Source organism: Aeromonas sp. S9(2024), from assembly GCF_041403185.1.
GTDB classification, from domain to species: domain Bacteria; phylum Pseudomonadota; class Gammaproteobacteria; order Enterobacterales; family Aeromonadaceae; genus Aeromonas; species Aeromonas enteropelogenes.
The window spans coordinates 40047-62604 of sequence record NZ_JBGLRE010000008.1; the positions used below are offsets into that span (position 1 = coordinate 40047).

At 58.1% G+C, this 22558-nt stretch carries 22 protein-coding genes; 14 read left to right on the forward strand and 8 right to left on the reverse strand.

Going from position 1 to position 22558, the window contains the following annotated elements; translation table 11 throughout:
• Window positions 1-12 precede the first annotated feature (12 nt).
• From ACB028_RS13945 to ACB028_RS13955, 3 genes are read left to right on the forward strand one after another with little or no spacing between them, the layout of a single operon-like run.
• A complete protein-coding gene (locus ACB028_RS13945; RefSeq protein ID WP_371144530.1) occupies window positions 13-1002 on the forward strand; it encodes a TRAP transporter substrate-binding protein in 990 nt (329 codons plus the stop codon).
• 51 nt (window positions 1003-1053) lie between these two features.
• Window positions 1054-1590 carry a TRAP transporter small permease gene (locus tag ACB028_RS13950; RefSeq protein ID WP_371144531.1) on the forward strand — a complete coding sequence of 179 codons (537 nt, stop codon included), beginning with the start codon at window positions 1054-1056 and terminating at the stop codon, window positions 1588-1590.
• A gap of 5 nt (window positions 1591-1595) precedes the next feature.
• Window positions 1596-3002, forward strand: coding sequence for a TRAP transporter large permease (locus tag ACB028_RS13955; protein WP_371144532.1), 1407 nt, complete (start codon window positions 1596-1598; stop codon window positions 3000-3002).
• Window positions 3003-3094: 92 nt separating this feature from the next.
• Here ACB028_RS13955 and ACB028_RS13960 read toward each other — a convergent pair whose 3' ends face one another.
• On the reverse strand, window positions 3095-3793 hold the full coding sequence (locus tag ACB028_RS13960; protein ID WP_371144533.1) for a ParB-like protein: 699 nt from the start codon (window positions 3791-3793) through the stop codon (window positions 3095-3097).
• Window positions 3794-3977: 184 nt separating this feature from the next.
• Between ACB028_RS13960 and ACB028_RS13965 the strand changes: the two genes are divergently transcribed.
• From ACB028_RS13965 to ACB028_RS13975, 3 genes are all read left to right on the forward strand, one after another.
• Window positions 3978-5582, forward strand: a complete 1605-nt coding sequence (locus ACB028_RS13965; protein ID WP_371144534.1) for an ABC transporter substrate-binding protein — start codon at window positions 3978-3980, stop codon at window positions 5580-5582.
• Between the two features lie 123 nt (window positions 5583-5705).
• Window positions 5706-6011, forward strand: coding sequence for a hypothetical protein (locus tag ACB028_RS13970; RefSeq protein ID WP_026457363.1), 306 nt, complete (start codon window positions 5706-5708; stop codon window positions 6009-6011).
• Between the two features lie 141 nt (window positions 6012-6152).
• A complete protein-coding gene (locus ACB028_RS13975) occupies window positions 6153-7712 on the forward strand; it encodes a methyl-accepting chemotaxis protein (RefSeq protein ID WP_371144535.1) in 1560 nt (519 codons plus the stop codon).
• A gap of 72 nt (window positions 7713-7784) precedes the next feature.
• On the opposite strand, the gene dusA is transcribed toward ACB028_RS13975, so the two are convergent.
• A complete protein-coding gene (gene dusA, locus ACB028_RS13980) occupies window positions 7785-8771 on the reverse strand; it encodes a tRNA dihydrouridine(20/20a) synthase DusA (RefSeq protein WP_371144536.1) in 987 nt (328 codons plus the stop codon).
• A gap of 137 nt (window positions 8772-8908) precedes the next feature.
• Between dusA and zur the strand changes: the two genes are divergently transcribed.
• Genes zur through ACB028_RS13995 form a run of 3 tightly spaced genes read left to right on the forward strand, consistent with a single transcriptional unit; the run spans window position 8909 to window position 10051 of the window.
• A complete protein-coding gene (gene zur / locus ACB028_RS13985; RefSeq protein ID WP_026457366.1) occupies window positions 8909-9367 on the forward strand; it encodes a zinc uptake transcriptional repressor Zur in 459 nt (152 codons plus the stop codon).
• Window positions 9357-9818 carry a chemotaxis protein CheX gene (locus ACB028_RS13990; RefSeq protein ID WP_026457367.1) on the forward strand — a complete coding sequence of 154 codons (462 nt, stop codon included), beginning with the start codon at window positions 9357-9359 and terminating at the stop codon, window positions 9816-9818. The genes zur and ACB028_RS13990 overlap by 11 nt, the downstream gene beginning before the upstream one ends.
• A 5-nt stretch (window positions 9819-9823) precedes the next feature.
• Window positions 9824-10051 (forward strand): hypothetical protein, encoded by a 228-nt coding sequence (locus tag ACB028_RS13995; protein WP_042026626.1) that lies wholly within the window; start codon window positions 9824-9826, stop codon window positions 10049-10051.
• An 83-nt stretch (window positions 10052-10134) separates the two neighbouring features.
• Here the strand turns inward: ACB028_RS13995 and brnQ are convergent, their stop codons facing one another.
• Both brnQ and ACB028_RS14005 read right to left on the reverse strand, forming a co-directional pair.
• Window positions 10135-11442 (reverse strand): branched-chain amino acid transport system II carrier protein, encoded by a 1308-nt coding sequence (gene brnQ, locus ACB028_RS14000; protein ID WP_371144537.1) that lies wholly within the window; start codon window positions 11440-11442, stop codon window positions 10135-10137.
• Between the two features lie 191 nt (window positions 11443-11633).
• Window positions 11634-12344, reverse strand: coding sequence for a tRNA1(Val) (adenine(37)-N6)-methyltransferase (locus ACB028_RS14005; protein ID WP_225633387.1), 711 nt, complete (start codon window positions 12342-12344; stop codon window positions 11634-11636).
• Window positions 12345-12463: 119 nt separating this feature from the next.
• Here ACB028_RS14005 and srmB point away from each other — a divergent pair, with 119 nt between their 5' ends.
• Entirely contained in the window at window positions 12464-13690 is a 1227-nt protein-coding gene (srmB, locus tag ACB028_RS14010; RefSeq protein WP_026456887.1) for an ATP-dependent RNA helicase SrmB, read from the forward strand.
• A 76-nt stretch (window positions 13691-13766) separates the two neighbouring features.
• Here srmB and ACB028_RS14015 read toward each other — a convergent pair whose 3' ends face one another.
• From ACB028_RS14015 to rlmB, 3 genes are read right to left on the reverse strand one after another with little or no spacing between them, the layout of a single operon-like run.
• Complete coding sequence (locus ACB028_RS14015) at window positions 13767-14222, reverse strand: GNAT family N-acetyltransferase (RefSeq protein WP_371144538.1); 456 nt, start codon at window positions 14220-14222, stop codon at window positions 13767-13769.
• A 56-nt stretch (window positions 14223-14278) separates the two neighbouring features.
• Window positions 14279-14845, reverse strand: coding sequence for a Crp/Fnr family transcriptional regulator (locus ACB028_RS14020; protein ID WP_371144601.1), 567 nt, complete (start codon window positions 14843-14845; stop codon window positions 14279-14281).
• Window positions 14846-14849: 4 nt separating this feature from the next.
• The gene (rlmB, locus tag ACB028_RS14025; protein ID WP_371144539.1) at window positions 14850-15599 is read right to left on the reverse strand and encodes a 23S rRNA (guanosine(2251)-2'-O)-methyltransferase RlmB; all 750 of its coding nucleotides are present in this window, start codon (window positions 15597-15599) and stop codon (window positions 14850-14852) included.
• Between the two features lie 915 nt (window positions 15600-16514).
• Here rlmB and ACB028_RS14030 point away from each other — a divergent pair.
• The 4 genes from ACB028_RS14030 to ACB028_RS14045 all read left to right on the forward strand — a co-directional run bounded on the left by ACB028_RS14030 (window position 16515) and on the right by ACB028_RS14045 (window position 19943).
• The gene (locus ACB028_RS14030; RefSeq protein WP_080630666.1) at window positions 16515-17282 is read left to right on the forward strand and encodes a hypothetical protein; all 768 of its coding nucleotides are present in this window, start codon (window positions 16515-16517) and stop codon (window positions 17280-17282) included.
• Window positions 17283-17349: 67 nt separating this feature from the next.
• Window positions 17350-18393 (forward strand): hypothetical protein, encoded by a 1044-nt coding sequence (locus ACB028_RS14035; protein ID WP_371144540.1) that lies wholly within the window; start codon window positions 17350-17352, stop codon window positions 18391-18393.
• A gap of 129 nt (window positions 18394-18522) precedes the next feature.
• The gene (locus tag ACB028_RS14040) at window positions 18523-18942 is read left to right on the forward strand and encodes a GFA family protein (RefSeq protein WP_371144541.1); all 420 of its coding nucleotides are present in this window, start codon (window positions 18523-18525) and stop codon (window positions 18940-18942) included.
• A 134-nt stretch (window positions 18943-19076) separates the two neighbouring features.
• The gene (locus tag ACB028_RS14045; protein ID WP_371144542.1) at window positions 19077-19943 is read left to right on the forward strand and encodes a hypothetical protein; all 867 of its coding nucleotides are present in this window, start codon (window positions 19077-19079) and stop codon (window positions 19941-19943) included.
• 218 nt (window positions 19944-20161) lie between these two features.
• Here ACB028_RS14045 and rnr read toward each other — a convergent pair whose 3' ends face one another.
• The gene (gene rnr / locus ACB028_RS14050; protein WP_371144543.1) at window positions 20162-22555 is read right to left on the reverse strand and encodes a ribonuclease R; all 2394 of its coding nucleotides are present in this window, start codon (window positions 22553-22555) and stop codon (window positions 20162-20164) included.
• Window positions 22556-22558: the final 3 nt, after the last annotated feature.

The window sequence follows — 22558 nt, forward strand, 5'->3', positions numbered from 1 at the left end:
AGGATGACAACAATGACACTCAAGCTCCGCGCCCTGACCGCCGCCTTTACCCTGGCCCTCGGCCTCTCCTCCGCCTTTGCTGCCCCCGTTGAACTCAAGTTCTCCCACGTGGTGGCAGAGAATACCCCCAAGGGGCAGATGGCCATCCACTTCAAGCAGCTGGTGGATGAGCGCCTGAAAGGCCAGGTCGAGGTCAAGGTCTACCCCAACTCCCAGCTGTTTGGTGACGGCAAGGAGCTGGAGGCCATGATGCTCGGGGATGTGCAGATGATTGCCCCCTCCCTCTCCAAGTTCCAGAAGTTCACCGATCAGCTGCAGATCTTCGATCTCCCCTTCCTGTTCGATGACATGGCAGCGGTGGATCGCTTCCAGCAGGGCAAGGAGGGGCAAGCCATGCTGGGCTCCCTCGAAAAATACGGCCTGATTGGCCTGGGCTACCTGCACAACGGCATGAAACAGCTCTCCGCCAGCCAGCCCCTCAAGACCCCGGTCGACGCCAAAGGCAAGAAGTTCCGCATCCAGACCTCTGATGTACTGGCGGCCCAGTTCGAAGTGATCGATGCCGTACCGGTGAAGAAGCCCTTCGCCGAGGTGTTCACCCTGCTGCAGACCAAGGCCATCGACGGCCAGGAGAACACCTGGTCCAACATCTACTCCCAGAAATTCTTCGAGGTGCAGCCCTACATCACGGAGACCAACCACGGGGTGCTGGATTACCTCATCGTCACCAATGCGGATTTCTGGAACGGCCTGCCGGAGCAGGTACGCAACGAGCTCAAGCGCGCGCTGGATGAGTCGGTCGCCTTCGGCAACGAGATCGCGGCCGCCAAGGACAGCGAAGACAAGGCCGCCATCTTTGCCTCCGGCAAGAGCCAGCTGGTGACCCTGACCGACGCCGAGCGCAACCAGTGGGTCGAGTCGATGAAGCCGGTCTGGAAGCAGTTCGAAGGCACCATAGGCAAGGAGCTGATCGACGCAGCCGTCGCCGCCAATCAACCCTAAGCCGTCAGGATGTGCCCGCCGGGAGGCGGGCCTACTCACAGGGATAGTCCAATGAAAAAACTCATGCATCAGCTGGAAGAGGCCATCATAGGCCTGCTCCTGGTCAGCACTGCCCTGCTGGTCTTCCTCGAAGTGGTGATGCGCTTCTTCTTCGATACCGGTCTGCTCTGGGCCCAGGAGCTGACCCTGAACCTCTGTGCCTGGATGGTGCTGTTCGGCGCCTCATGGGGGGTGCGAGTCGGGGCCCACATCGGCGTGGACGCCTTCATCAAGATCCTGCCGGGGGTCTGGCAACAGCGTCTCACCCTGCTGGCGGTGGTGCTCTGCCTTATCTACTGCGCCCTCTACTTCTATGGCGCCTGGATCTATCTGAGCAAGCTCAAGATGATCGGCATCGAGATGGAGGATCTGCCCATCCCCCGCTGGCAAGCCATGAGCATACTGCCGATCGGACTGGCCCTGCTGTTCCTGCGCTTCCTCAACGTGGGCATCATGGTGTGGCGTGGCCAGATGAGCGGCTTTGCCCTGGCCGATGAGGCCAAAGAGAGCATGCACCTTATCGACCACGACCCGAATCAGAAGGCATAACCATCATGGCGACCCTGACCCTGTTTACCCTGCTGATCGGCGCCATGCTGCTCGGCATGCCCATTGCGGTGGCGCTCGGCCTCTCCAGCGTCACCACCATATTGCTCTTTTCCAACGACTCCCTGGCCTCCCTGGCGCTCAAGCTGTTCGAGGCCACCTCGGAGCACTACACCCTGCTTGCCATTCCCTTCTTCGTGCTGTCGTCGGCCTTCCTGTCGACCGGTGGGGTGGCGAAGCGGATCATCCACTTCGCCATGGATTCGGTCGGCCATATTCGCGGCGGTCTCGCCATGGCCTCGGTCATGGCGTGCATGCTGTTTGCCGCCGTGTGCGGCTCCAGCCCGGCCACGGTGGCGGCCATCGGCAGCATCGTCATCGCCGGTATGGTGCGTTCCGGCTATCCCCGCGCCTTTGCCGCCGGCGTTATCGCCAACGCGGGCACCTTGGGGATCCTGATCCCCCCCTCCATCGTCATGCTGGTCTACGCCGCCGCCACCGAGGTCTCCGCCTCGCGCATGTTCATGGCCGGTTTCCTGCCAGGACTGCTGATGGGGGTCTGCATCATGGTGGTCATCTATGTGGTGGCCCGCATCAAGGGACTGCCGAGCCAGCCCTTCCCCGGCGTGCTGACCCTGCTGGCCAGCGGTGGCAAGGCGCTCGGCGGCCTGTTCCTGATCATCCTGGTGCTGGGCTCCATCTATGGCGGCATCGCCAGCCCGACCGAGGCGGCCGCCGTCGCCGCCGTCTACGCCTTCTTCATCGCCGTGTATGGCTATCGCGACATCGGGCCCCTCAAGGGGATCCCCTGGCGTCATGACGGGGAGTCCATCCCCGCCGCCGCACTGCGCAACCTCTGGCTGCTACCCCTCTCCATGATCAAATCCCCCTTCAACGGCGAGGTGGGTCATGTGGTACGGGATGCCGCCAAGGTGAGCATCATGCTGCTGTTCATCATCAGCAACGCCATGCTGTTCGCCCACGTACTCACTTCTGAGCGTATCCCCCACGCCATCGCCGAGACAATCGTGACCTGGGGCCTGCCGGCCTGGGGCTTCCTGATCGTGGTCAACATACTGCTGCTGCTTGCGGGCAACTTCATGGAGCCCTCCGCCATCGTGCTGATCATGGCCCCCATCCTGTTCCCCATCGCCATGCAGCTCGGCATAGACCCGATCCACCTGGGGATCATCATGGTGGTCAACATGGAGATAGGCATGCTGACTCCGCCGGTCGGTCTCAACCTGTTCGTGACCGCCGGGATCACCGGCCAGAGCATGGGTTGGGTGATCCGGGCCTGCCTGCCCTGGGTCGGCTTCCTGCTGCTGTTCCTGATGCTGATCACCTATGTGCCGCAGGTGTCGATGTTCCTGCCCGAATACCTCGACGGCAAGAGCCTGCCCGCCAGCCCCTGAGACGGGTGAGGCAAAAGATGTGCATACGAAGAGGCGACCCAAGGGTCGCCTTCTTCGCTTCCTTTCCCTATGGCCAGGGCGTCACTCAGACCTTACTTTGTCCGGTTCAGGCTGCATTGCCGGCCCGGGTAGCCGGGCAGAGCGCTGGCCTCCTGGCGACAGGCCAGCCGCTTGGCCTGCTGCAACCTTACCCTCAGGTTGGCGCTATCGATCGGCCGCCACTCCATCTGCTGGCCAAGCCAGCTGGCCCAGGCAAATTCGACGAAATAGACCTGCTCATCCTTGCTGAAATAGCCGGCATCCTGCAGCAGCCCCGCCAGGGTGCGGTACGGGTAGTCCGGCAGCAGATCGATACGGGTCGGCAGCTGTTCCGGGGTCAGTGGCTGCCCTTTTTCATCCTTGAGCCAGGCCCAGTGGTTGTTCTGCATCTGGCTCCAGAAGTTGGCCCGATCCTGCAGGCGGGCGATCACCTTGACCCGAACCTGCTTCACCCCTTGCTGCCACAGCGCCTTGGTCAGGTGATGCCTGTCCACCAGCCAGTAACCGCCATCCGGGGCGATCACCACGGGGATCTCTTTCTTTTTCATCAAGTTGTCGAGCTGCTTTGCACTCTTGCCCGCCAGCTTGCGCTGGATTGCATCGACCTGGAGCTGGCCCACACCGCCCTGGGTCGGGTGCAGCGCGGCTATCCCCGCCTCGCACCAGGATCCTACGGCGGTGCCACCCTGGCACGGCGCCAGCGCCCAGGCGCTCGAACTCAGGGCGCAGACCAGCAATAACCATGATTTCATCGTCCCACACTCCTCAATCACGCGCTCATGCCGGCCACCAGATGAAGGAGGGATGCAACCCCGAGCATGTGAGTCACACGCTGGCGGTCTGAGCTGCAAACGGGATATCATGATTTCCCATCTGCCGGCGATAGTTTCTCGTCGAGTTTTCTCCCTGCTTCACACTATTTGAAGGATCCGACCCATGAAAGGATGGAGCCCACTGTTGGCCCTGCTGGGCTGCGCCGCTGTCCAGGCGGCCGACATTCCCGCCGGCACCGAACTTGCGACCGAACAGGTGGTGGTTCGTCACCTGAAAGATGAACCTGCCAGCCTGAGCCCGCTCAAACTGGTCGGCCTGCCCGAGCTGCAGGTTTTGCGGGATCTGTTCGAGGGGCTCTTGACCCAGGGGCCGGACGGGAAGCCGGTACCGGGGGTCGCCGCGCGCTGGGAAAACCGGGACAACCAGACCTTTACCTTCCACCTGCGGCCCGATGCCCGCTGGTCCAACGGCGATCCGGTCAAGGCCGGTGACTTCGTCTACGGCTGGCGCAAGCTGGTCGACCCGAAAGAGGCGGCCACCTTCGCCTGGTTCGCCCAGCTGGCCCGCTTTGACAAGGTGGACGAGATCCTGGCCGGCACGCTCCCCCCAGACGAGCTGGGGGTGAAGGCCCTCGATGACCGCACCCTGCAGGTAACCCTCTCCCAGCCCGTACCCTATTTCCTGAGCCTGCTGACCCATCCCAGCCTGTCACCGCTCCACCAGGCCAGCATGGCGCAATATGGCGAGCAGTGGACCCAGCCCGGCAAGCTGGTGGGCAACGGCGCCTTCGTGCTCGGCAAGCGGGTGGTCAACGAGAAGCTGGAACTGACCCCCAACCCCTATTACTGGGACCGAGCCCATACGGTGCTGACCAAGGTCATCTTCATGCCCATCAATCAGGAGAGCACGGCAACCAACCGTTATCTGGCTGGCGATCTGCACATCACCGAATCCTTCCCCAAGGAGCAGTACGCCAAGCTGATGGCGCAGATCCCGAGTGAGGTCTACACCCCGGAGCAGCTGGGGACCTACTACTACGCCTTCAACACCCGCAAGCCCCCCCTCGACGATGTGCGAGTGCGCAAGGCGCTCTCCTACGCCATCGATCGCGGCCTGATTGCCGACAAGGTCCTCGGCACCGGAGAGAAACCGGCCTACCACTTCACCCCGGACGTGACAGCGGGCTTCACTCCCAAGGACAATCTGCTCTCGCAAAGCAGCCAGCAAGTGCTGGATGACAAGGCAAAGGCCCTGATCAAGGAGGCCGGTTACGGCCCGGACAAGCCGCTCAAGCTGACCCTGCTCTACAACACGGCGGAGATCCACAAGAAGATGGCGCTGGCCATCGCCAGCATGTGGAAGCAGAAGCTGGGGGTACAGGTCGAGCTCACCAACCAGGAGTGGAAGACCTATCTCGACAGTCGCCAGAGCGGCCAGTTCGAGGTGATCCGCTCCTCCTGGGTCGCCGACTACAACGACCCTTCCGCCTTCCTCGGCCTGTGGGGCTCGGGCCACAGCGGCAACATGGCCGGGTTCGCCAATGCGGACTATGACAGACTGCTGGCCAAGGCGGCCAAGACCCGGGTTACGGCGGCGCGCAGCCAGCTGTTTGACAAGGCGGAGGCTATCTTGCAGGAGCAGGCCCCCATCGCCCCCATCTACCAGTACACCAACGCCAGGCTGATCAAGCCCTGGCTCAAGGGATATCCCATCAACAACCCGGAAGATGTGGCCTACAGCCGCCAGCTCTATCTGATCAAGCACTGATCCTGCCATGCACAGCGAGGGCCGCACCGGGCGGCCCTCGCTTATTGATACTGTTCACTCCCGATTTTTAGGCATAGAATGCCGCCTTTCCTGTTAATCCCCTTCCTGTCACTCCGGTTTGCCATGCGTTATCTGTTACTGCTGCCCCTGCTGTGGACCCTGTCAGCCCAGGCCCAGAGCGATACCGAATCCCAATGCCAGCAGGAGTTTGTCGAGTGGATGCTGCACCAGCAGCAGCTGTTCAGCAATCGCAAGTCAGACAAGATAGAGCGGCGCCGGGCCGAGCGCGCCATCGATCTCGCCCGCCAGGATTACGAGAAACTGGCCAGCTTCTGCAAAACCATGCAACTCGTCCGCGGTTATCAGGATGAAGACCCTCGCCTCAAACCGAGAGCCGGAGAGGTCCACGATTTCACCCCCGCCAGCTAATACCCGTTTCTTTTGCCTGCAAGCGGGTCTGTTCATTGACCCAGGCCAAAGTTGACCCCTATGATGCCCCTAGAATAGTTAGCTAAACAGCGCAGATAAAACACTATTTTATCAATAAGTTAACTACACTCGGAGCGACCCATGAGCCAACCCGTTCAGGAAGGGGAGATCCACTTCCCCGACAACATTGCGCTGATCTCGACCACGGATCCCGCCAGCTATATCACCTACGCCAACCAGCACTTTTGTGACGTGGCCGGGTACTCGGTGGAGGAGATGGAGGGAGTCCCCCATAATCTGGTGCGCCACCCCGACATGCCCAAGGCTGCCTTTGCCGACATGTGGCAACGGCTGCGCCAGGGCAAAAGCTGGATGGGGCTGGTCAAAAACCGCACCAAGCAGGGCCGGTTTTACTGGGTGAATGCCTATGTCACCCCGATCCTCAACGCCAGTGGGGAGACCATTGAGTACCAGTCGGTTCGTACCAAACCGGCACAGGCCGAGGTTGCCTGGGCAGAGCGGCTGTATCGCCAGCTGCGCACCGGCAAGACGCTTCCCTGGCTGAGCCGGATACAGATCGAACCCGGCCAGATCATGCTTGGTCTCACCACCACTGCCCTGCTCGCCACCCTGGCTACCGCCGTCACCAGCAATCCGTTCTGGCTATGCCCGCTTTTGGCGTCGTTACTGGCACTGGCCGGCTATGGCTGGCATCTGCAGCGTCGCCTCGGCCATCTGCAGACACTGGCCGGTGATGCCCAGGGCACCCGGCTCTGCCAGGTACTTTACACCCGGCGCCGGGACTCCCTGGCCATCATAGAGCTGGCCCTTAAGATGAAACAGGCGGAGCTGAAAGCCGTGGTCGGGCGTTCTGCCGATACCAACCAGCAGATCCTGCAGGCGGCGGAGGATGACAGGGGCAATATCCAGACCATTGACACCCACCTGCAGCAACAGCGTGCCCAGAGTGAACAGATGGCCAGCGCCATCACGGAGTTGAGCCACTCGATCCGGGACGTCGCCCACAGTGCCCAGGAGGCAAGCGAGCTGGTAGCCGAGGTGCAGCAAGTCTCCACCGAAGGTCGGCAGGCGCTGGCCACCACCCGGGATGCCGTCAATCAGTTGCATCGGGAGCTGGACGCCAACCACGCCGTGCTGGCGCAACTGACCCATGACAGCCAGAAGATCAGCGGCATCCTGGAGGTGATCGGCCAGATCGCCGATCAGACCAACCTGCTCGCCCTCAACGCAGCCATCGAGGCGGCCCGCGCCGGGGAACAGGGGCGCGGCTTTGCCGTGGTGGCCGACGAGGTACGGGCCCTGGCCCAGAAGACCCGCGCCTCCACCGGCGAGATCCACGAGATGATCCAGGCGCTGCAACAGACCACCAGCCAGCTCTCGGACGGCATGACTCAGGGGGCACAAACCTCGGAGCGCTGCCAGCAGCATGCCGGCACCACGGCCGATGTGCTGGATCGGATCAACCGTATGCTGGGTCAGGTGACGCGTACCAGCGACGAAATAGCCCAGGCCGTGAGCCAGCAGGCGGATGTGACATCGACCCTGGATCAGGGGGTGCACCAGATCCACCAGCTGGCCAGCCATACCGCCGACAACAGCAAACAGGCCCTCGACGGCATCACCCTGCTGGTGGAGCGGTTGCAGGATCTCTCCCGTCTGATCAACCAGTTCAGGCATTGAGGCTATTCGTCAGATATAAAAAAAGCGCGTCCATGGACGCGCTTTCTCTTTGAGCCACTCGCAGGCCGAGGCTTACTCGGCGGCATCTGCGTCGGCAAACTCCGGCACCTTGGCCATGGCATCCAGCACCACCTGGATATCGGCCCCCGGACGGCAGGCGTTCTCGCTGAGATGGCGACGCCAGGCGCGAGCCCCCGGCATGTTCTGGAACAGGCCCAGCATGTGACGGGTCATGTGGGAGAGGTAGTTACCCTTGGCCAGCTCCTGCTCCATGTAGGGCAGCATCATGCGCACCACCTCGTGGCGGCTTGGCACCTCGCCCGCCAGGCCAAACACCCGGTTGTCCACTTGCGCCAGAATATAAGGGTTCTGGTAAGCCTCGCGTCCCATCATGACACCATCCACATGCTGCAGATGCTCAAGGGTCTGCTCCATGGAGGTCACGCCGCCGTTGATGGCGATGGTCAGCTCGGGATACTCCTGCTTGAGTCGATAGACACGGGGGTAGTCGAGAGGCGGGATCTCGCGGTTCTCCCGCGGACTCAGGCCACTCAGCCATGCCTTGCGGGCGTGCACGATGAAGGTATCACAGCCGGCGTCGCGCACCTGCTCGATGAAGGCCTGCAAAAATTCGTAGGAGTCCTGATCATCGATGCCGATGCGGGTCTTCACCGTCACCGGAATATCCACCACGTCACGCATCGCCTTGACGCAGTCGGCCACCAGGGCGGGTTCCCCCATCAGGCAGGCACCGAAACGGCCATTTTGCACCCGATCGGACGGACAGCCGACGTTGAGGTTCACCTCGTCATAGCCGCGCTCTTGGGCCAGCTTGGCACAGTGGGCGAGATCGGCCGGATTGCTGCCTCCCAGTTGCAGGGAGATGGGGTGCTCCTGCTCGCTGTAGCCCAGATAATCTCCCTTGCCGTGGATGATGGCGCCCGTGGTCACCATTTCGGTATAGAGCAAGGTCTGACGGCTCATCAGTCGATGAAAATAACGGCAATGCCGATCGGTCCAGTCCAGCATCGGGGCGATGGAAAAACGCTGCGCCTGCATAAGAATTATCCGGGTTGGCTTAACAAAGGGGCGGATATTATCACAACGTGAAGCAGCCCCAGAAAATGAATTTTGTCGCCGCGCCATGCGAGGCCCTGTGATAGTATCCGCCTAATAGAAAGGGTATTTGCGCGATCATGAATCAAGACCAACTTTTACAACGGGCCGAACGACTCTGTATACAAAGAGGGATCCGCTTCACCCCGACACGTCGCCAGGTGTTTCGCCTGCTGGCGGCCCACGGCAATGCCATCAGCGCCTACGACCTGCTGGCCCAGCTGCAACAGACGGAAGCCAATGCCAAACCCCCCACCGTCTACCGGGCACTCGATTTTCTGCTCGAACAGGGGTTTGCCCACAAGGTGGAGTCGCTCAACGCCTTTATCTTCTGCTGTCACTTCGATCACGCCCATCCGATGCAGTTGCTCATCTGCGACCAGTGCGGGGATGTGGTGGAGCTGCATGATGCGGCCATCGACAGCGCGTTTTCAGAGCAGGCCCACCAGCATGGCTTTACTATTACCAATAAGACAATTGAGGCACATGGCCAATGTGCTCGCTGTACGCCCACTGTAGGAAGTCATCATGAAGGCTGATTTTGTAAACCCGTTCCTGCTCTCTCTGCTCAATGTGCTCTCGACCATGGCACAGCTGGAACTCAAACCGGGCAAACCGAAACGCAAGATGGATGAACTGGCCCGTGGCGATGTTTCCGGCCTCATCGGCATGGTGGGTCCGCAGACCCGCGGTTCCCTCTCCATCAGCTTCGAAAAGGGGCTGGCGCTGGAGATCATGCGCCGCATGCTGGGTGAAGCCCCTGCCAACATCAACGAGGAAGTGACCGACATGGTGGGCGAGATCACCAACATGGTCACAGGTGGTGCCAAGCGCATGCTGGGTGAGAAGGGTTACGAGTTCGACATGGCCACCCCCATCATCGTCTCGGGTCCCAACCACACCATCTCCCACCGCGCCGACGGCACCAAGATCATGATGCCCTTCGAATCTGAATATGGCCGTGCCACCATCGAAATCTGCTTCGAGTAACCTCTATGTGGAAAGCACTGAAATGGATTTTCATCTGCTGGGCCCTGCTGCTGATCCTCTCCGATATCCAGATCAGCACCTCGCTCTACAAGTACGAGGATAACCGGGTGGTGATCAACTTCCCCCGCTGGCAGGCCCAAAAACCCTGGGGCACTTTCGAGTGGCACGCCGGACGGGTGGCGGCCCACTGGTATGGCATGGATGGCAAACCCGAAACAGGCCCAAGGATCTGACCCTCCCAACCGGTCATGTTCAAAAACCAGACAACAAAAAGGCCAGCTGATGCTGGCCTTTTTGTTTATTTCAGTGACGAGGTTCAGGCGGCTTCGGCAGCCAGTTTCTCGCTCTGGCGCACCACCATGCCCACCACGCAGGCCAGCAGGGTCGGCATCAACCAAGCCAGGCCCTTGTCAAACAGCGGCAGGAAGGCAAAAGCATCCATCTTCATGCCGGCAGCACCCAAGCCATCCAGGCAGCCGAACAGGAAGGCGACGATCAGCACACCGCGGAACACCAGGCGGGGACGACCGAAGTAACCTTTCAGGAAGGTGACCAGCACCAGGGCCACGGCCACCGGATAGATGGCAACCAGTACGGGGATGGAGAGGCTGATGAGCTGGCTCAGACCCACGTTGGCTACCACGGCACAGATGGCACCCAGCAACACAACCAGTTTCTTGTAAGCCATACCGGTCAGGTTATGGAAGAAATCGGAGCAGGCGGAGATGAGGCCGACCGCAGTGGTGAAGCACGCCAGGGTGATGATGGCCGCCAGAATGAACTGACCCGGCTGGCCGAACAGGCTCAGCACGTAGGCGTTGACGATGGCGCCGCCGTTGCTGACGTCAGTCGCCACGCCCGCAGCGGTATTACCCAGCTGGAACAGGGAGACATAGACCACGGACAGACCCACGGCCGAGATCAGGCCGGCGATCGCCAGATACTTGAACTGACCCTGATAGTCATTGATGCCCTTCTGGCGCAGCAGATCCACGATCAGCGCACCGAACATCAGGGAAGCCAGGGTATCCATGGTGTTGTAGCCTTCCAGGATCCCCTTCACGAAGGGGCTGTTCTGGTAGTCACCGGTCGCATCCGGCATGGCGCCTTGCGGGGCGGCGAAGACACCGATAGCCAGCGCCAGCAACAGCACCATCAGCACCGGGGTCAGGAACTTACCGATGGCATCCATCAGCTTGCCCTGGTTCAGGGAAACCACGATGGCCAGCCCGAAGAAGATCACAGTATAAGCGGCAAGACCGGCCTGACCCATGTCACCGATGAAGGGCTTGAGACCCATCTCGTAGGCTACCAGGCCAGTACGGGGTGCGGCAAAGGCCGGACCAATGATGATGTAGATGGCGACGGCCAGCGCGGTCGCCACGCCGGCAGGCAGCAGCTTGGTCATGCCGGCCCAGCCGTTGCCGGCCTTGGCCACGGCAATAATGGTGATGAGTGGCAGACCGACCGCGGTCACCAGGAAGCCCAGCATCGCCAGAGAGAGATGCTCACCGGCCATGTAACCGGCCAACGGCGGGAAGATGATATTACCGGCGCCCAGATAGAAGGCGAAGGTCATAAACCCCAATCCGAGTACATCGGACAATGTGAGTGATTTCGTCAAGTTCAACCTCGTCTGTCTTGTAACTTATTGCTTGTTATAGTTTTTATCGGTCGCTGACCGGGTGTGTTCAGGTGGGTAAAAAAAAGAGCGCCGCGTGTTTTTTCATCACAACCAGTGATTTTCGCTGGTCTGGAGCGGGCGCTCGATCTGCAACCAGCATAATGGCGTGAAAAAATAGTTCAAGACGAAATTTACATCTTCAAATAGAAGGGACTGGTCAGTTGGATGTATCTGTCGGAATAGGTTCCATCAGCAGAATGGATCACAATTTCCCCCCTGTCACACCTATTTAATCCTCTGCCAAGCCGCAATAAAACACGATTTGCCTCTTTTCCAGCCCTGGTGATAACAGCTGTGTAACAAACGGCATGCAGATCATAATCTGCCGAAATGCATAAAATTTCATCCGCCATGGCGGTCGGCACAATCAGCGCCAATTCACCGGACGACGCCAGCAGACGGTTGCTTGCTGCCAGCAATCCATGGCTGTCGAGGGCGCCGGTATGACGGGCCAGCGCCCGCGCCGGATCGCTGAATGCCTGGCCTGCCACGAAGTAGGGGGGGTTCGAGACGATGAGATCATAAGGCGCGGCCTGATACTCCTGAATGGCGCTCTCAATGACCTTGATGCGCGCCGCCCAGGGGGAGGCAGTCACATTGTCCCTGGCCTGGTTCACCGCATTATTATCCAGCTCTACCGCATCGATGACGCAGTCAGATCTGCTGCGCTGGGCCAGCATCAGTGCGATCAGACCGCTGCCGGTCCCGATATCCAGCACCCGGTGGACGTTGGCAACCGGGGCCCAGGCTCCCAGCAAGATGCCGTCCGTACCGACTTTCATGGCACAGCGGTCATGATCGACATGGAATTGCTTGAAGGTAAATCCGCGGCTACGCCCCATCTGGCCCCCGTCATCCGAAAAAATGGTGGGGGATTATAGCGGCTAACCCACTCTCGCCATAGGAGCCGACGAGATAATCGCCTATAATCTGCCGTTTCCTTAAATGACCGAGTATTGCCATGAGCCAGTCCTTTGATGATTTCGACCTGCATCCCGCCCTCAACCGGGCCTTGGCCGAGATGGGATTCACCCGCCCCACCACCATCCAGCAGATGGTGCTGGAGCCAGCCCTGGACGGCCGCGATATTCTGGCATCCGCACCAACCGGCACCGGCAAGACGGCCTCCTTCCTGCTGCCGGCGCTCCAGCATCTGCTGGACTTCCCGCGCCGCAAGCCGGGCCCCTGCCGCATGCTGGTGCTGACCCCGACCCGCGAACTGGCCCTGCAGGTGACCGCCCACGCCAAGGCGCTGGCGGCCCACACCAGCCTCAGTATCGAAACCATCATCGGTGGCGTCAGCCATGAAGAGCAGTTGCCGGCCCTGACCAAGACCACCGACATCGTCGTCGCCACTCCGGGCCGCCTGCTCGAGTACATCGAGAAAGAGGAGTTCGAGAGCCACGACATCGAGGTACTGGTGCTGGACGAAGCGGATCGCATGCTGGACATGGGCTTCATCAAGGATGTGAACCGCATCGTGGAAGAGGCGCGCTATCGCAAGCACACCATGCTGTTCTCCGCCACCCTGGAAGGGGCTGGCCTTGAGAAGTTCGCCAGCGAGATCCTCAAGGATCCGGTAGAGCTGCATGCCGAACCGCCGCGCAGCGAGCGTCGCCCCATCACCCAGTGGATCCATCTGGCCGATGACGCCGCCCACAAGCTGGCCCTGCTGGTGCATATCCTGAAAAACCCGGAAACCCAGAAGGCCATCATCTTCGTCAAGACTCGTGAGCGGCTGGCGGAGCTCTCCGGCCAGCTGCAGGCAGCCGGTGTCTCCTGTGCCTGGATCCGCGGCGAGATGGAGCAAAGCAAGCGTATCGAGTCGATCCGCAAGTTCCATGAAGGGGAAGTGCCCTTCCTTATCGCCACCGACGTGGCCGCCCGCGGCATTGACCTGCCAAACGTCAGCCATGTCATCAACTATGACATGCCCTATGGCGCCGATGTCTATGTTCACCGCATCGGCCGTACCGGTCGCGCCGGCAACCGTGGCTGTGCCATCAGCCTGGTGGAAGCCCACGACATGGCCATGGTCGCCAAGATCGAGCGCTACACCGAGGAGCGCCTCAAGCGCCGGGTGATCGACGAGCTGCGCCCCAAGCACAAAGAGGCGCGGGTACCGGTGAAGAAGAAAAAGCCGGCCGATGCCAAGAAAAAAGCAGCCAAGAAGAAAAAGAAGAAGTGATCGCTGCCAGATAAAAGAGAAGGGCCATCCCGCGGGATGGCCCTTCTGCATTCGATGTTCTCTGACAAGGGCGCTGTTACGCGACTGACTTGCGCATCCCCATATGGGGAATATCGTCCTCCAGATACCCCTCTCCTTCGGACACGAAACCGTGTTGGCCATAGAAGCCCTGCAGATGGGCCTGTGCCCCCAGCCAGATGCTGTGGGCTGGCCAGCGCGTCTCACATGCCTTCACCGCCTCACCGATCAACTGATGGCCGAGGCCATCGCCCCTTGCCCTCGGCGACGTAACGACCCGGCCGATGGCGGCGCCGCTATCATCCCCGATCCCGGGCGCCATGATCCGGGCATAGGCGGCCAGCAGATCCCCGCGATAACCGAGCAGGTGCCACACTCCCTCGCGGCGATCCAATCCATCCAAATCCTGGAAGGGGCAGGTCTGCTCCACCACGAACACCTCGGCGCGCAGGGCCAGCAACTCGTACAACTCGTCAGTGGTCAGTTCAGACCAGGGCTTCAGGATCCAGTTCATCGGCGACTCCATCTCGATTCGAACGGCCAGCATAATCCGGGCACGGCCAGCCGACATTAACCTTTGTTAATTGCTTTCAGCCGTTTGCGAATGCGGTTCAGGCTGATGGGGGTGATGCCGAGGTAGGCGGCGATCAGGTGATCCGGCACCCTGGCATCCAATCCGGGGAAGCTTGCGAGGAAATGCTGGTAGCGGGCCTGGGGGCCCTCGGTCAGGAGCAGCAGCTCTTTCTCCTCCTTGATGCGCAATTGCACCTCCAGCAGATGCCGGTACCAGGAAGGCCAACAGGAGAGCTGGCGCAGATCGGCCAGCTGAAACAGCTGCAACCGACAGGGCTCCAGCGCTTCCACGCTGTAGCGGGCCGGCTCACCGCTCAGCAGGTGGTGAAAGTCGAGAAACTCGTCCCCCTCCCAGTAGAACTCCTTGATGTACTCGCGGCCATCCGCCAGCACCACTCGGGCACGCAGCAGCCCCTGTTCCACCCTGACCAGCAGATCCGGGTTGTCCCCTGCATGCCAGAGGTAGTTTTTGGTGGCAAGCGTCAGCGAGCGGGCAAAAGAGAGGAGGCGCGCGGCCTCCTGCTCATTCATGACCTGCTCCCAGCGAAAGGGAGGTCTGTCCATCATGTCAGGCACGGCGCTGACGCACGGCTTCGAACAGGCAGACGCCGGTAGCTACAGAGACGTTGAGGCTCGATACCGCCCCTGCCATCGGGATGCTCACCAGCTCGTCGCAGTGCTCGCGGGTCAGGCGACGCATCCCCTTGCCCTCTGCTCCCATCACTAGCGCCATGGGACCAGTGAGTTTCGCCTGATAGAGGTCGTGATCCGCCTCGCCAGCGGTGCCGACGATCCAGACATTGCGCTCCTGCAGCTCGCGCAGGGTGCGCGCCAGGTTGGTGACCTGGATCAGCGGCACCACTTCGGCGGCGCCGCAGGCCACCTTGCGCACGATTGGGGTCAGGCCGGTGGCCTTGTCGCGCGGCACTATGACCGCGTGCACACCCGCTGCATCGGCGCTGCGCAGGCAGGCGCCGAGGTTGTGCGGATCGGTCACCCCGTCCAGCACCAGCAGGAAGGGGGCAGTCTCTTGCACCGCCAAGCCGTCCAGCAGACTGGCCAAATCGTGTTCGGCCAGCTTGGGCGCCTCCTTCACCCGGGCCATGATGCCCTGGTGATTGTTGCCCTCAGCCTTGTCATCAAGGGTCTTGCGGTTCACGCTCTGCACCTTGAGGCCGAGCGCATCCAGCTCGGCCAGCAGGGGCTGCAGCCGCTCATCGTCGCGGCCCTTGAGGGCCCACACTTCGATGAAACGCTCCGGCTCGCGCTCGAGAAGGGCGGCCACAGCGTGGATGCCGTAAATCAGTTCACTGCTCATGTTCAAGATCCGTGGTGTCGGGTCGCACCCAGTGCGCCCCAAAGAAAAATGGCCCTACCGGCAGCCTGACCAGCATGATGCTGGCGTCGTCACCGGTCGCTAAATGATGGCGCATCATACCAGAGACTCCGGTCCCTAGGGAGTTCAGCCAAACTCCTTCGCCTATGCCAAGCATCCCAATCCCTGCGGGATTGCCACTATGCTGGGTTTCGCCCACCCTGCGGGCTGCGGCGAGTGACTTCTTGCTGGCCCAGGAAGTCACCAAGAAGGCCTTCCCCCGCCAATCCGACCGCTGCGCGGTTTCCCTCGGGTCAAGCACAAGGTCGGACGGACCGCCGCAGATGGGGCATCCATGCCCAACTGCGGCTGCGCCATCATCCCTGATGGCGATCCTGACCTTGCGCCCTCCCCTCGGCGGACTACAGGGGGAGCCAATACCCCGCCCCTCTGATGCACTTGCTGATACCTGAAACTCACCGTATTGGCGCACTACGCCCCCCCATGCCAATTAATTTGTTGATCCTACTCAGGAAATCATCACTCCCCTCTTCTCTCCCCGATAGCACTCGCTACCATAGCCGTTTGGCAACCGTCTCGTCGGAGTTACCCATGAGCCCGGGCAGCGAAACCGCGCAGGTAAACAGCAGCGGACTGGAGGCTGAAATTCAGGGGCGGTAGCCTTGCCGCCACATGCCATGGCGAACACCTCCACGGTTTTTCCTCACAACGGCAATGGCGAACAAAAAGAGGATGTCACGCAAATACGTTTCGTTTCATAGGCTGGTGAGTGATAGATTTATTTTTTAATAATGTTTTTAATTAACATAATCGGGACGAAGCGGTGTTAGATGGAAGGCGATATTGATGTGTTAGAGCTACCTTCCATTTAATCACTGTTAAGCCTAAGGATAATACGTGCCAAGAGGACTAATCTCAGGTAGAGAATATACTGCAGAAGACATCTTTGATCCTACTATTTATCCAAGAATGAAAGAGGAACCTCTTCTTAATGAAGACGACTGTATTGTTGTTCCCGTTAGGAATGAAAACACTCCTCACTATAGAAGGGTGGGAAGTCCATCTTTTGGCATAAGACTCGGGAGAGAGGAAAACAATCCAACACATAATGATTGCGTTAAATATCTACATGATGAATTGGTAAATGCTGATATTGCAGGAATTAAGTTTTCTACAAATATTTTCGGAAAAGATTGTGTTCATCAAGAGCAAGTGATTTTTAGCCCACTCAATGATAGTGATTACATGTGGTATAAGGAATCAGATGCGCGGATTGCATTTCCTGATAGCACTTACATTCAGCCTGATATTGCAGGCAGGGACAAAAATAAATTTTCCTCTCGTTCCGCCTATCCAAATATAATCATCGAAGTGGTTCGTACACACCACCCTGATTTAGATACATTTAAAAAACTTTTTGATCTTTCTAATACAAGTAATCACATATACTTTTATTTCATTGGTGAGGAAAGGCACTCCTCAAAATTCAATAGTCTTTCTATCTCTGACGATGTACTGAAAATCCGTATTTCTCATTATTTGATCGGTGGTACGCTTTACAAAAATGGTAATCCTTATGCCCCCAAAGGAGAAAATGAAACCTTTGAACATTGGTATAAATATCTTGAAAATAGCTATTTTACTACTGCTAGAGAAAGGGCTTAACAAGGTGCAGCTAGGGACAAAACTACGCTGCGATCCGTTTTCGACGTTGGGTGCTTAGGAGTCATCTATGAATATTGAGAAAGAGATCATGAAGAATCGGACTTTTATACTTGGTGCTGGTTTTTCGGCAGCAGCCGGTGTTCCTTTGACCTCTAAACTACTAACTAAAGCAATGGAAATGTTTGAGATAGAGTGCAATGGTATTTACCAACGTGTGAACAACTATGCTAAGGCATGTTTTCAGGTCAAAGATTCAGAAACTGTTGATTATTCCAACGTAAGTTTTTCTGATTTGTGTACTTTTTTGGAGTATATAGAACTGCGAGAATATGGTGGTGGTGAACGCTGGTCAAATAATGGTTCAAAAGAAAAAATTAACTTAAGGTATTTCTTAGCCAAAACCCTAATAGAAATGACCCCAGAAGGGGAATCTATTCCTCAGCTATATATTGATTTTGCAAATGAACTGCATGAAGGAGATATTGTACTTTCATTCAATTGGGATCCTTTGTTGGAGCGTGCTTTAGAGCTTATTGGTAAAGAGTACACATACAAATTCGAAGGTAATAAAGTTAAGCTGTGTAAATTACATGGTTCGGTAAATTGGCGCCTAGGAGAGGTTCAGTACTTCCATAAATCTCAAATCAATTTAGGGTGGCAATCCATGGAGTACACAAAGGGGATGATGGATGTTGAAATGTATTATTCTCCTAACCTTATTTCAAAGTCTGAGTGGCTTAAGCCAAAACGGAATTCAGAGATAGATCCATTTCTTGTTTTGCCAGGGTATGGGAAGTCATTCGATGTTAGAGCAAATGCGGTTATGTGGTACAAGCCAGAATTTGCATTTGCATTTACTCAAGACGTATACATTATAGGGCTTAGTTTAGCACCTGATGACTTCTTTATACGTAGTTACTTCTTGGATACATTGCCATTCTTATCAAGTATGTCAAAGTCAAAAACCAGAAAAATCTATATCATTAACCCTGCTACGGATGTATACAAAAACTATTCGTTTATTACAAGCAAGCAATATTGTGTCGTTCATTGTGAATGTTTCTCGGAATCTCACATTGAGGCAATGCGGAAAAATCGAGAACGTACCTGAAAATCCCAAAAGTTATTCACCGCGTTTTATATTTTTTTGTGTGGGGTTGTTTTAGAATTTACGAAGTACAAATTTAATGGTGATGTAGTATTGTTCACACCTTAATTTGGCATTGAGGTTTACTGAAAAATGACAGATTTCAAAGCTATCGGGAACGTTCAAATCAGTCCGATCCACAGAGCAATTTGCCATTGTGGCGGGGTTGTTATTGAGCTGTGCTTGCCGAACGGGGTCGAAAACCCAAGGCGTTGCAATTGTTCTATCTGCCGTCGTCGTGGCGCCATTTGCTCTTCTGTTCCTGTCGCCAGTCTACGCATCCTTCAAGGTGAAGAATTACTAACTCTGTATCAATTCAATACACGTACGGCCAAACACTATTTCTGCAAAGTCTGCGGCATATATACCCACCATCAGCGTCGCTCCGAGCCAAGCGTTTTCGCCTACAACGTCGGCTGCCTTGAAGGTGTCAATCCATTTGCTCTTGGAGAAGTACCCACATCTGATGGTATTAACCATATCTCTGATCGAAAATATGGAAAAACACCCTGACACTGCAGTCTAGAGGGATAGCCATCATTTTGAGTGCCATGTAGGAGTCAACAACTCGACGATTGACCGCCTGAAGCGGATAGGCACTATGTTGTCCCCCTAACTCCCGCTTAATCCCGTCACAGGATCACAAGATGCCTTACTTCTTCTCAGATACAGCCCGCAGTGAACGCCAATACGCGACAATGTTGTTACCACACTTGCTTATGGCAGATGATTTTGCAGGCTTAGGAGCCCTTTTTAAACAACTGGGTCTACCTTGGTGTGCATCGAAACGATTAAACGACACTGAGGCTGTTGCCGAACTGAACCCGATTCGAGATGTGGTTAAACCAAACCAACCTGGCTGGGCAGATGATATTGAATCAGCTCAAAAGGCAAGGGCTGTTGTGCCAGATCTCTTTTTTCGACACGGTGACACCGCACTAGTGATAGAGGCAAAATTCTTTACACATCCCTCTAGTAGCGCACTTACCGAACAGTTGCAGGAACAAGAGATCGCAATTCGACGCGCCCTGCCGAATACTGTTTATGGGACGTGCCAATTCCATTACTTGGCACTGACCGTCCTTCCCTTGGATAACATTGGTGATTGGCCTTCAAACTATCGTCGAATGACATGGACCGATATGCTACACACCATAGAGCCAGTGGTAACCGAGCCACCGAGCACAGATAAACACTATGCCCTGTCCACCATACGTGCAGCCATTGAACGGAGCACCAGCGAAGCCAACACATCAGCAACCGAAACAGGCCGTGAACCAACCATTCAAGCGCTCGTAGCAAACGCACCTACATTACTGGAAGCGGGTTGCCAGTATATTGGTTTCATCGGTGGTCTGAGTGCGCTCGCCAATACCGACCTAAAAATGTTAGAAACCCGAGATCACTACAAGTATTCAGATTGCCAGCCAAATAAGAATTGGATACCGCTGGTAGCGGTGGTCGCTAAATACTTAGAGCTAAAGGCCGCTACCTATGCCAAAACCACCGCATAAAAACGTGGCGGAGGTGAGAAACGCTACACCGGGAGAGTACATAAACAGTAGTGGCAGCCCCTCCCCACTTCGATGACAATAAAAAATCCGAACCCCGGTAACAGGGTTCGGATTTTTTTCGTCTCCGGGACTATCGGGCGCTGGCGAAGAGAACCCGGGGCCATCAGCCCCTTACGGCCTCAGCCCGGGTCGCCGGACCCAAGCCATGGCCGAAGGGCTTACCCCTTGGCCTTGTCGCGCGCTTTTTTGCCCGGTCGTCTGTTGCTGGGTTTGGCACGGCCGCCCTTGGCGGATTTGCCGTGGTCCTTGCCCTCTTTCTCTTTGCGTTTGTCGTGGCGCTCGGCGCTCTTGGCCTTCTCCTTCTTGATCTCGGCCATCTTGCGTACCGCCTGCTTGGCGTTCTTGCCGGTGATCTTGAGGGGCTCTTCCACCATCACGAAGTCGATCTTGCGATCGTCCAGGTTCACGCCCATCACCTTGACCCGCACCTTATCACCCAGACGGTAGCGGCGGCGGAAGTTCTCGCCGATCAGCTGCTGGTGCAGCGGGTCGAACTGGTAGTAGTCGTTGGTGAGGGTGCTGACGTGCACCAGACCGTCGATGTGGATCTCGGCCAGACGCACGAAGAAGCCGAAGCCGGTGACGCTGGCGATGACGCCGTCGAACTCGTCACCCACGTGATCCAGCATGTACTCGCACTTGAGCCAGTCGGCCACGTCGCGGGTAGCATCATCGGCGCGGCGCTCGGTCATGGAGCAGTGCTCGCCCATCGGGTCCACTTCGTCCAGCTGGTAGTGGTAGCCACCGCTCGGAGTCCACTTGTGGCGCAGGTTACCCTGCTGCTCCTTGGCGGTCTGATACTTGATCGCCCGGTGCAGGATGAGGTCGGGGTAACGACGGATCGGCGAGGTGAAGTGAGCGTAGGACTTCAGAGCCAGACCGAAGTGACCGATGTTGTCAGCCTGATAGATGGCCTGGCGCATGGAGCGCAGCAACATGGTGGAGAGCAGCTCCGCATCCGGGCGCCCCTCGAACTTGGCAGCCAGCTCGGCAAAGTCCTTCGGCTCGGGCTCGAGGCCTCCCTTGAGCTCCAGACCCAGTTCGGCCAGGAAGTCGCGGAAGCCGGTCAGGCGCTCTTCGCCCGGGCGGTCGTGCACCCGGAACAGGGCAGCAGCCTCGTTCTTCTCGATGTAGCGGGCAGCGGCCACGTTCGCCTGGATCATGCACTCTTCGATGATCTTGTGGGCGTCGTTGCGCACCAGCGGCACGATGCGGTCGATCTTGCGCTGGGCGTTGAAGATGAAGCGGGTCTCTTCGCTCTCGAACTCCACCGCACCGCGCTGATGGCGGGCATGCTTGAGCGCCTTGTAGAGGTTGTTGAGCTCCTCGATGTGACCCACCAGCGGCTCGTACTGCTGGCGCAACTTGGGATCGCCATCCAGGATCGCCGCCACCTTGGTGTAGGTCATGCGGGCGTGGGAGTTCATCACCGCTTCGTAGAACTTGTAGCCGGACATGCGGCCGGCGGCGGAGATGGTCATCTCGCACACCATGCAGAGGCGGTCAACCTGCGGGTTGAGCGAGCAGAGGCCGTTGGAGAGCACCTCCGGCAGCATGGGCACCACGAACTCGGGGAAGTAGACCGAGTTGCCGCGCTGGTAGGCCTCGGTATCGAGGGCCGTGCCCGGCTTCACGTAGGCGGAGACGTCGGCGATGGCGACCCACAGGCGCCAGCCGCCACCGCGCTTGGCTTCACAGAAGACGGCGTCATCGAAGTCGCGGGCATCTTCCCCGTCGATGGTGACCAGCGGCAGGGCGCGCAGGTCGATGCGTCCCTCTTTGGCCTTCTCCGGCACCTCTTCACCCAGACCGGCGACCTCTTTGGTCACCTCCTCTGGCCAGGTGTGGGGAATGCCGTGAGTACGCAGGGCGATCTCGATCTCCATGCCGGGCGCCATGTTCTCACCCAGCACCTCCAATACGGTACCGACTGCGTTGAAACGGGCGGTGGCGCGCTGGTTGATGCGCACGACCACGACCTGGCTCTGGCGCGCGCCCTTGTTCTCCCCTTCCGGGATGATGATGTCTTGGCCGATGCGGCTGTCGTCGGGTACCACGAAACCGACACCGTTTTCGACAAAGTAACGGCCGACGATGTCCGCCTCGCGGGCCTTGAGCAGGCGCACCAGACGCGCCTCCTGACGGCCTTTGCGGTCGATCTCGGTCGGCTGCACCAGGGCGTAATCGCCATGCATCAGGCGCTGCATCTCGCGGTTATTCAGAAACAGATCCGGACCACCACCTTCCGGACGCAGAAAACCGAAGCCATCTTTGTGGCCGAGCACATAGCCTTTGACCAGATTCAGACGATCCGGCAGGGCGTAACATTGGTTGCGGGTGAATACCAGTTGCCCGTCGCGCTCCATGGCGCGCAGGCGACGACGCAAGGCTTCCAACGGCTCTTCATCGGTCAGCTTGAGGACCTTGGCCAACCCTTCACGGGACATGGGCTTTTCATGGCCCTTGATGAGGTCAAGAATCAGCTCTCGGCTGGCGATGGGATTCTCGTATTTTTCGGCCTCGCGTTCGAGGAAAGGATCTTTTTGAGACATAAG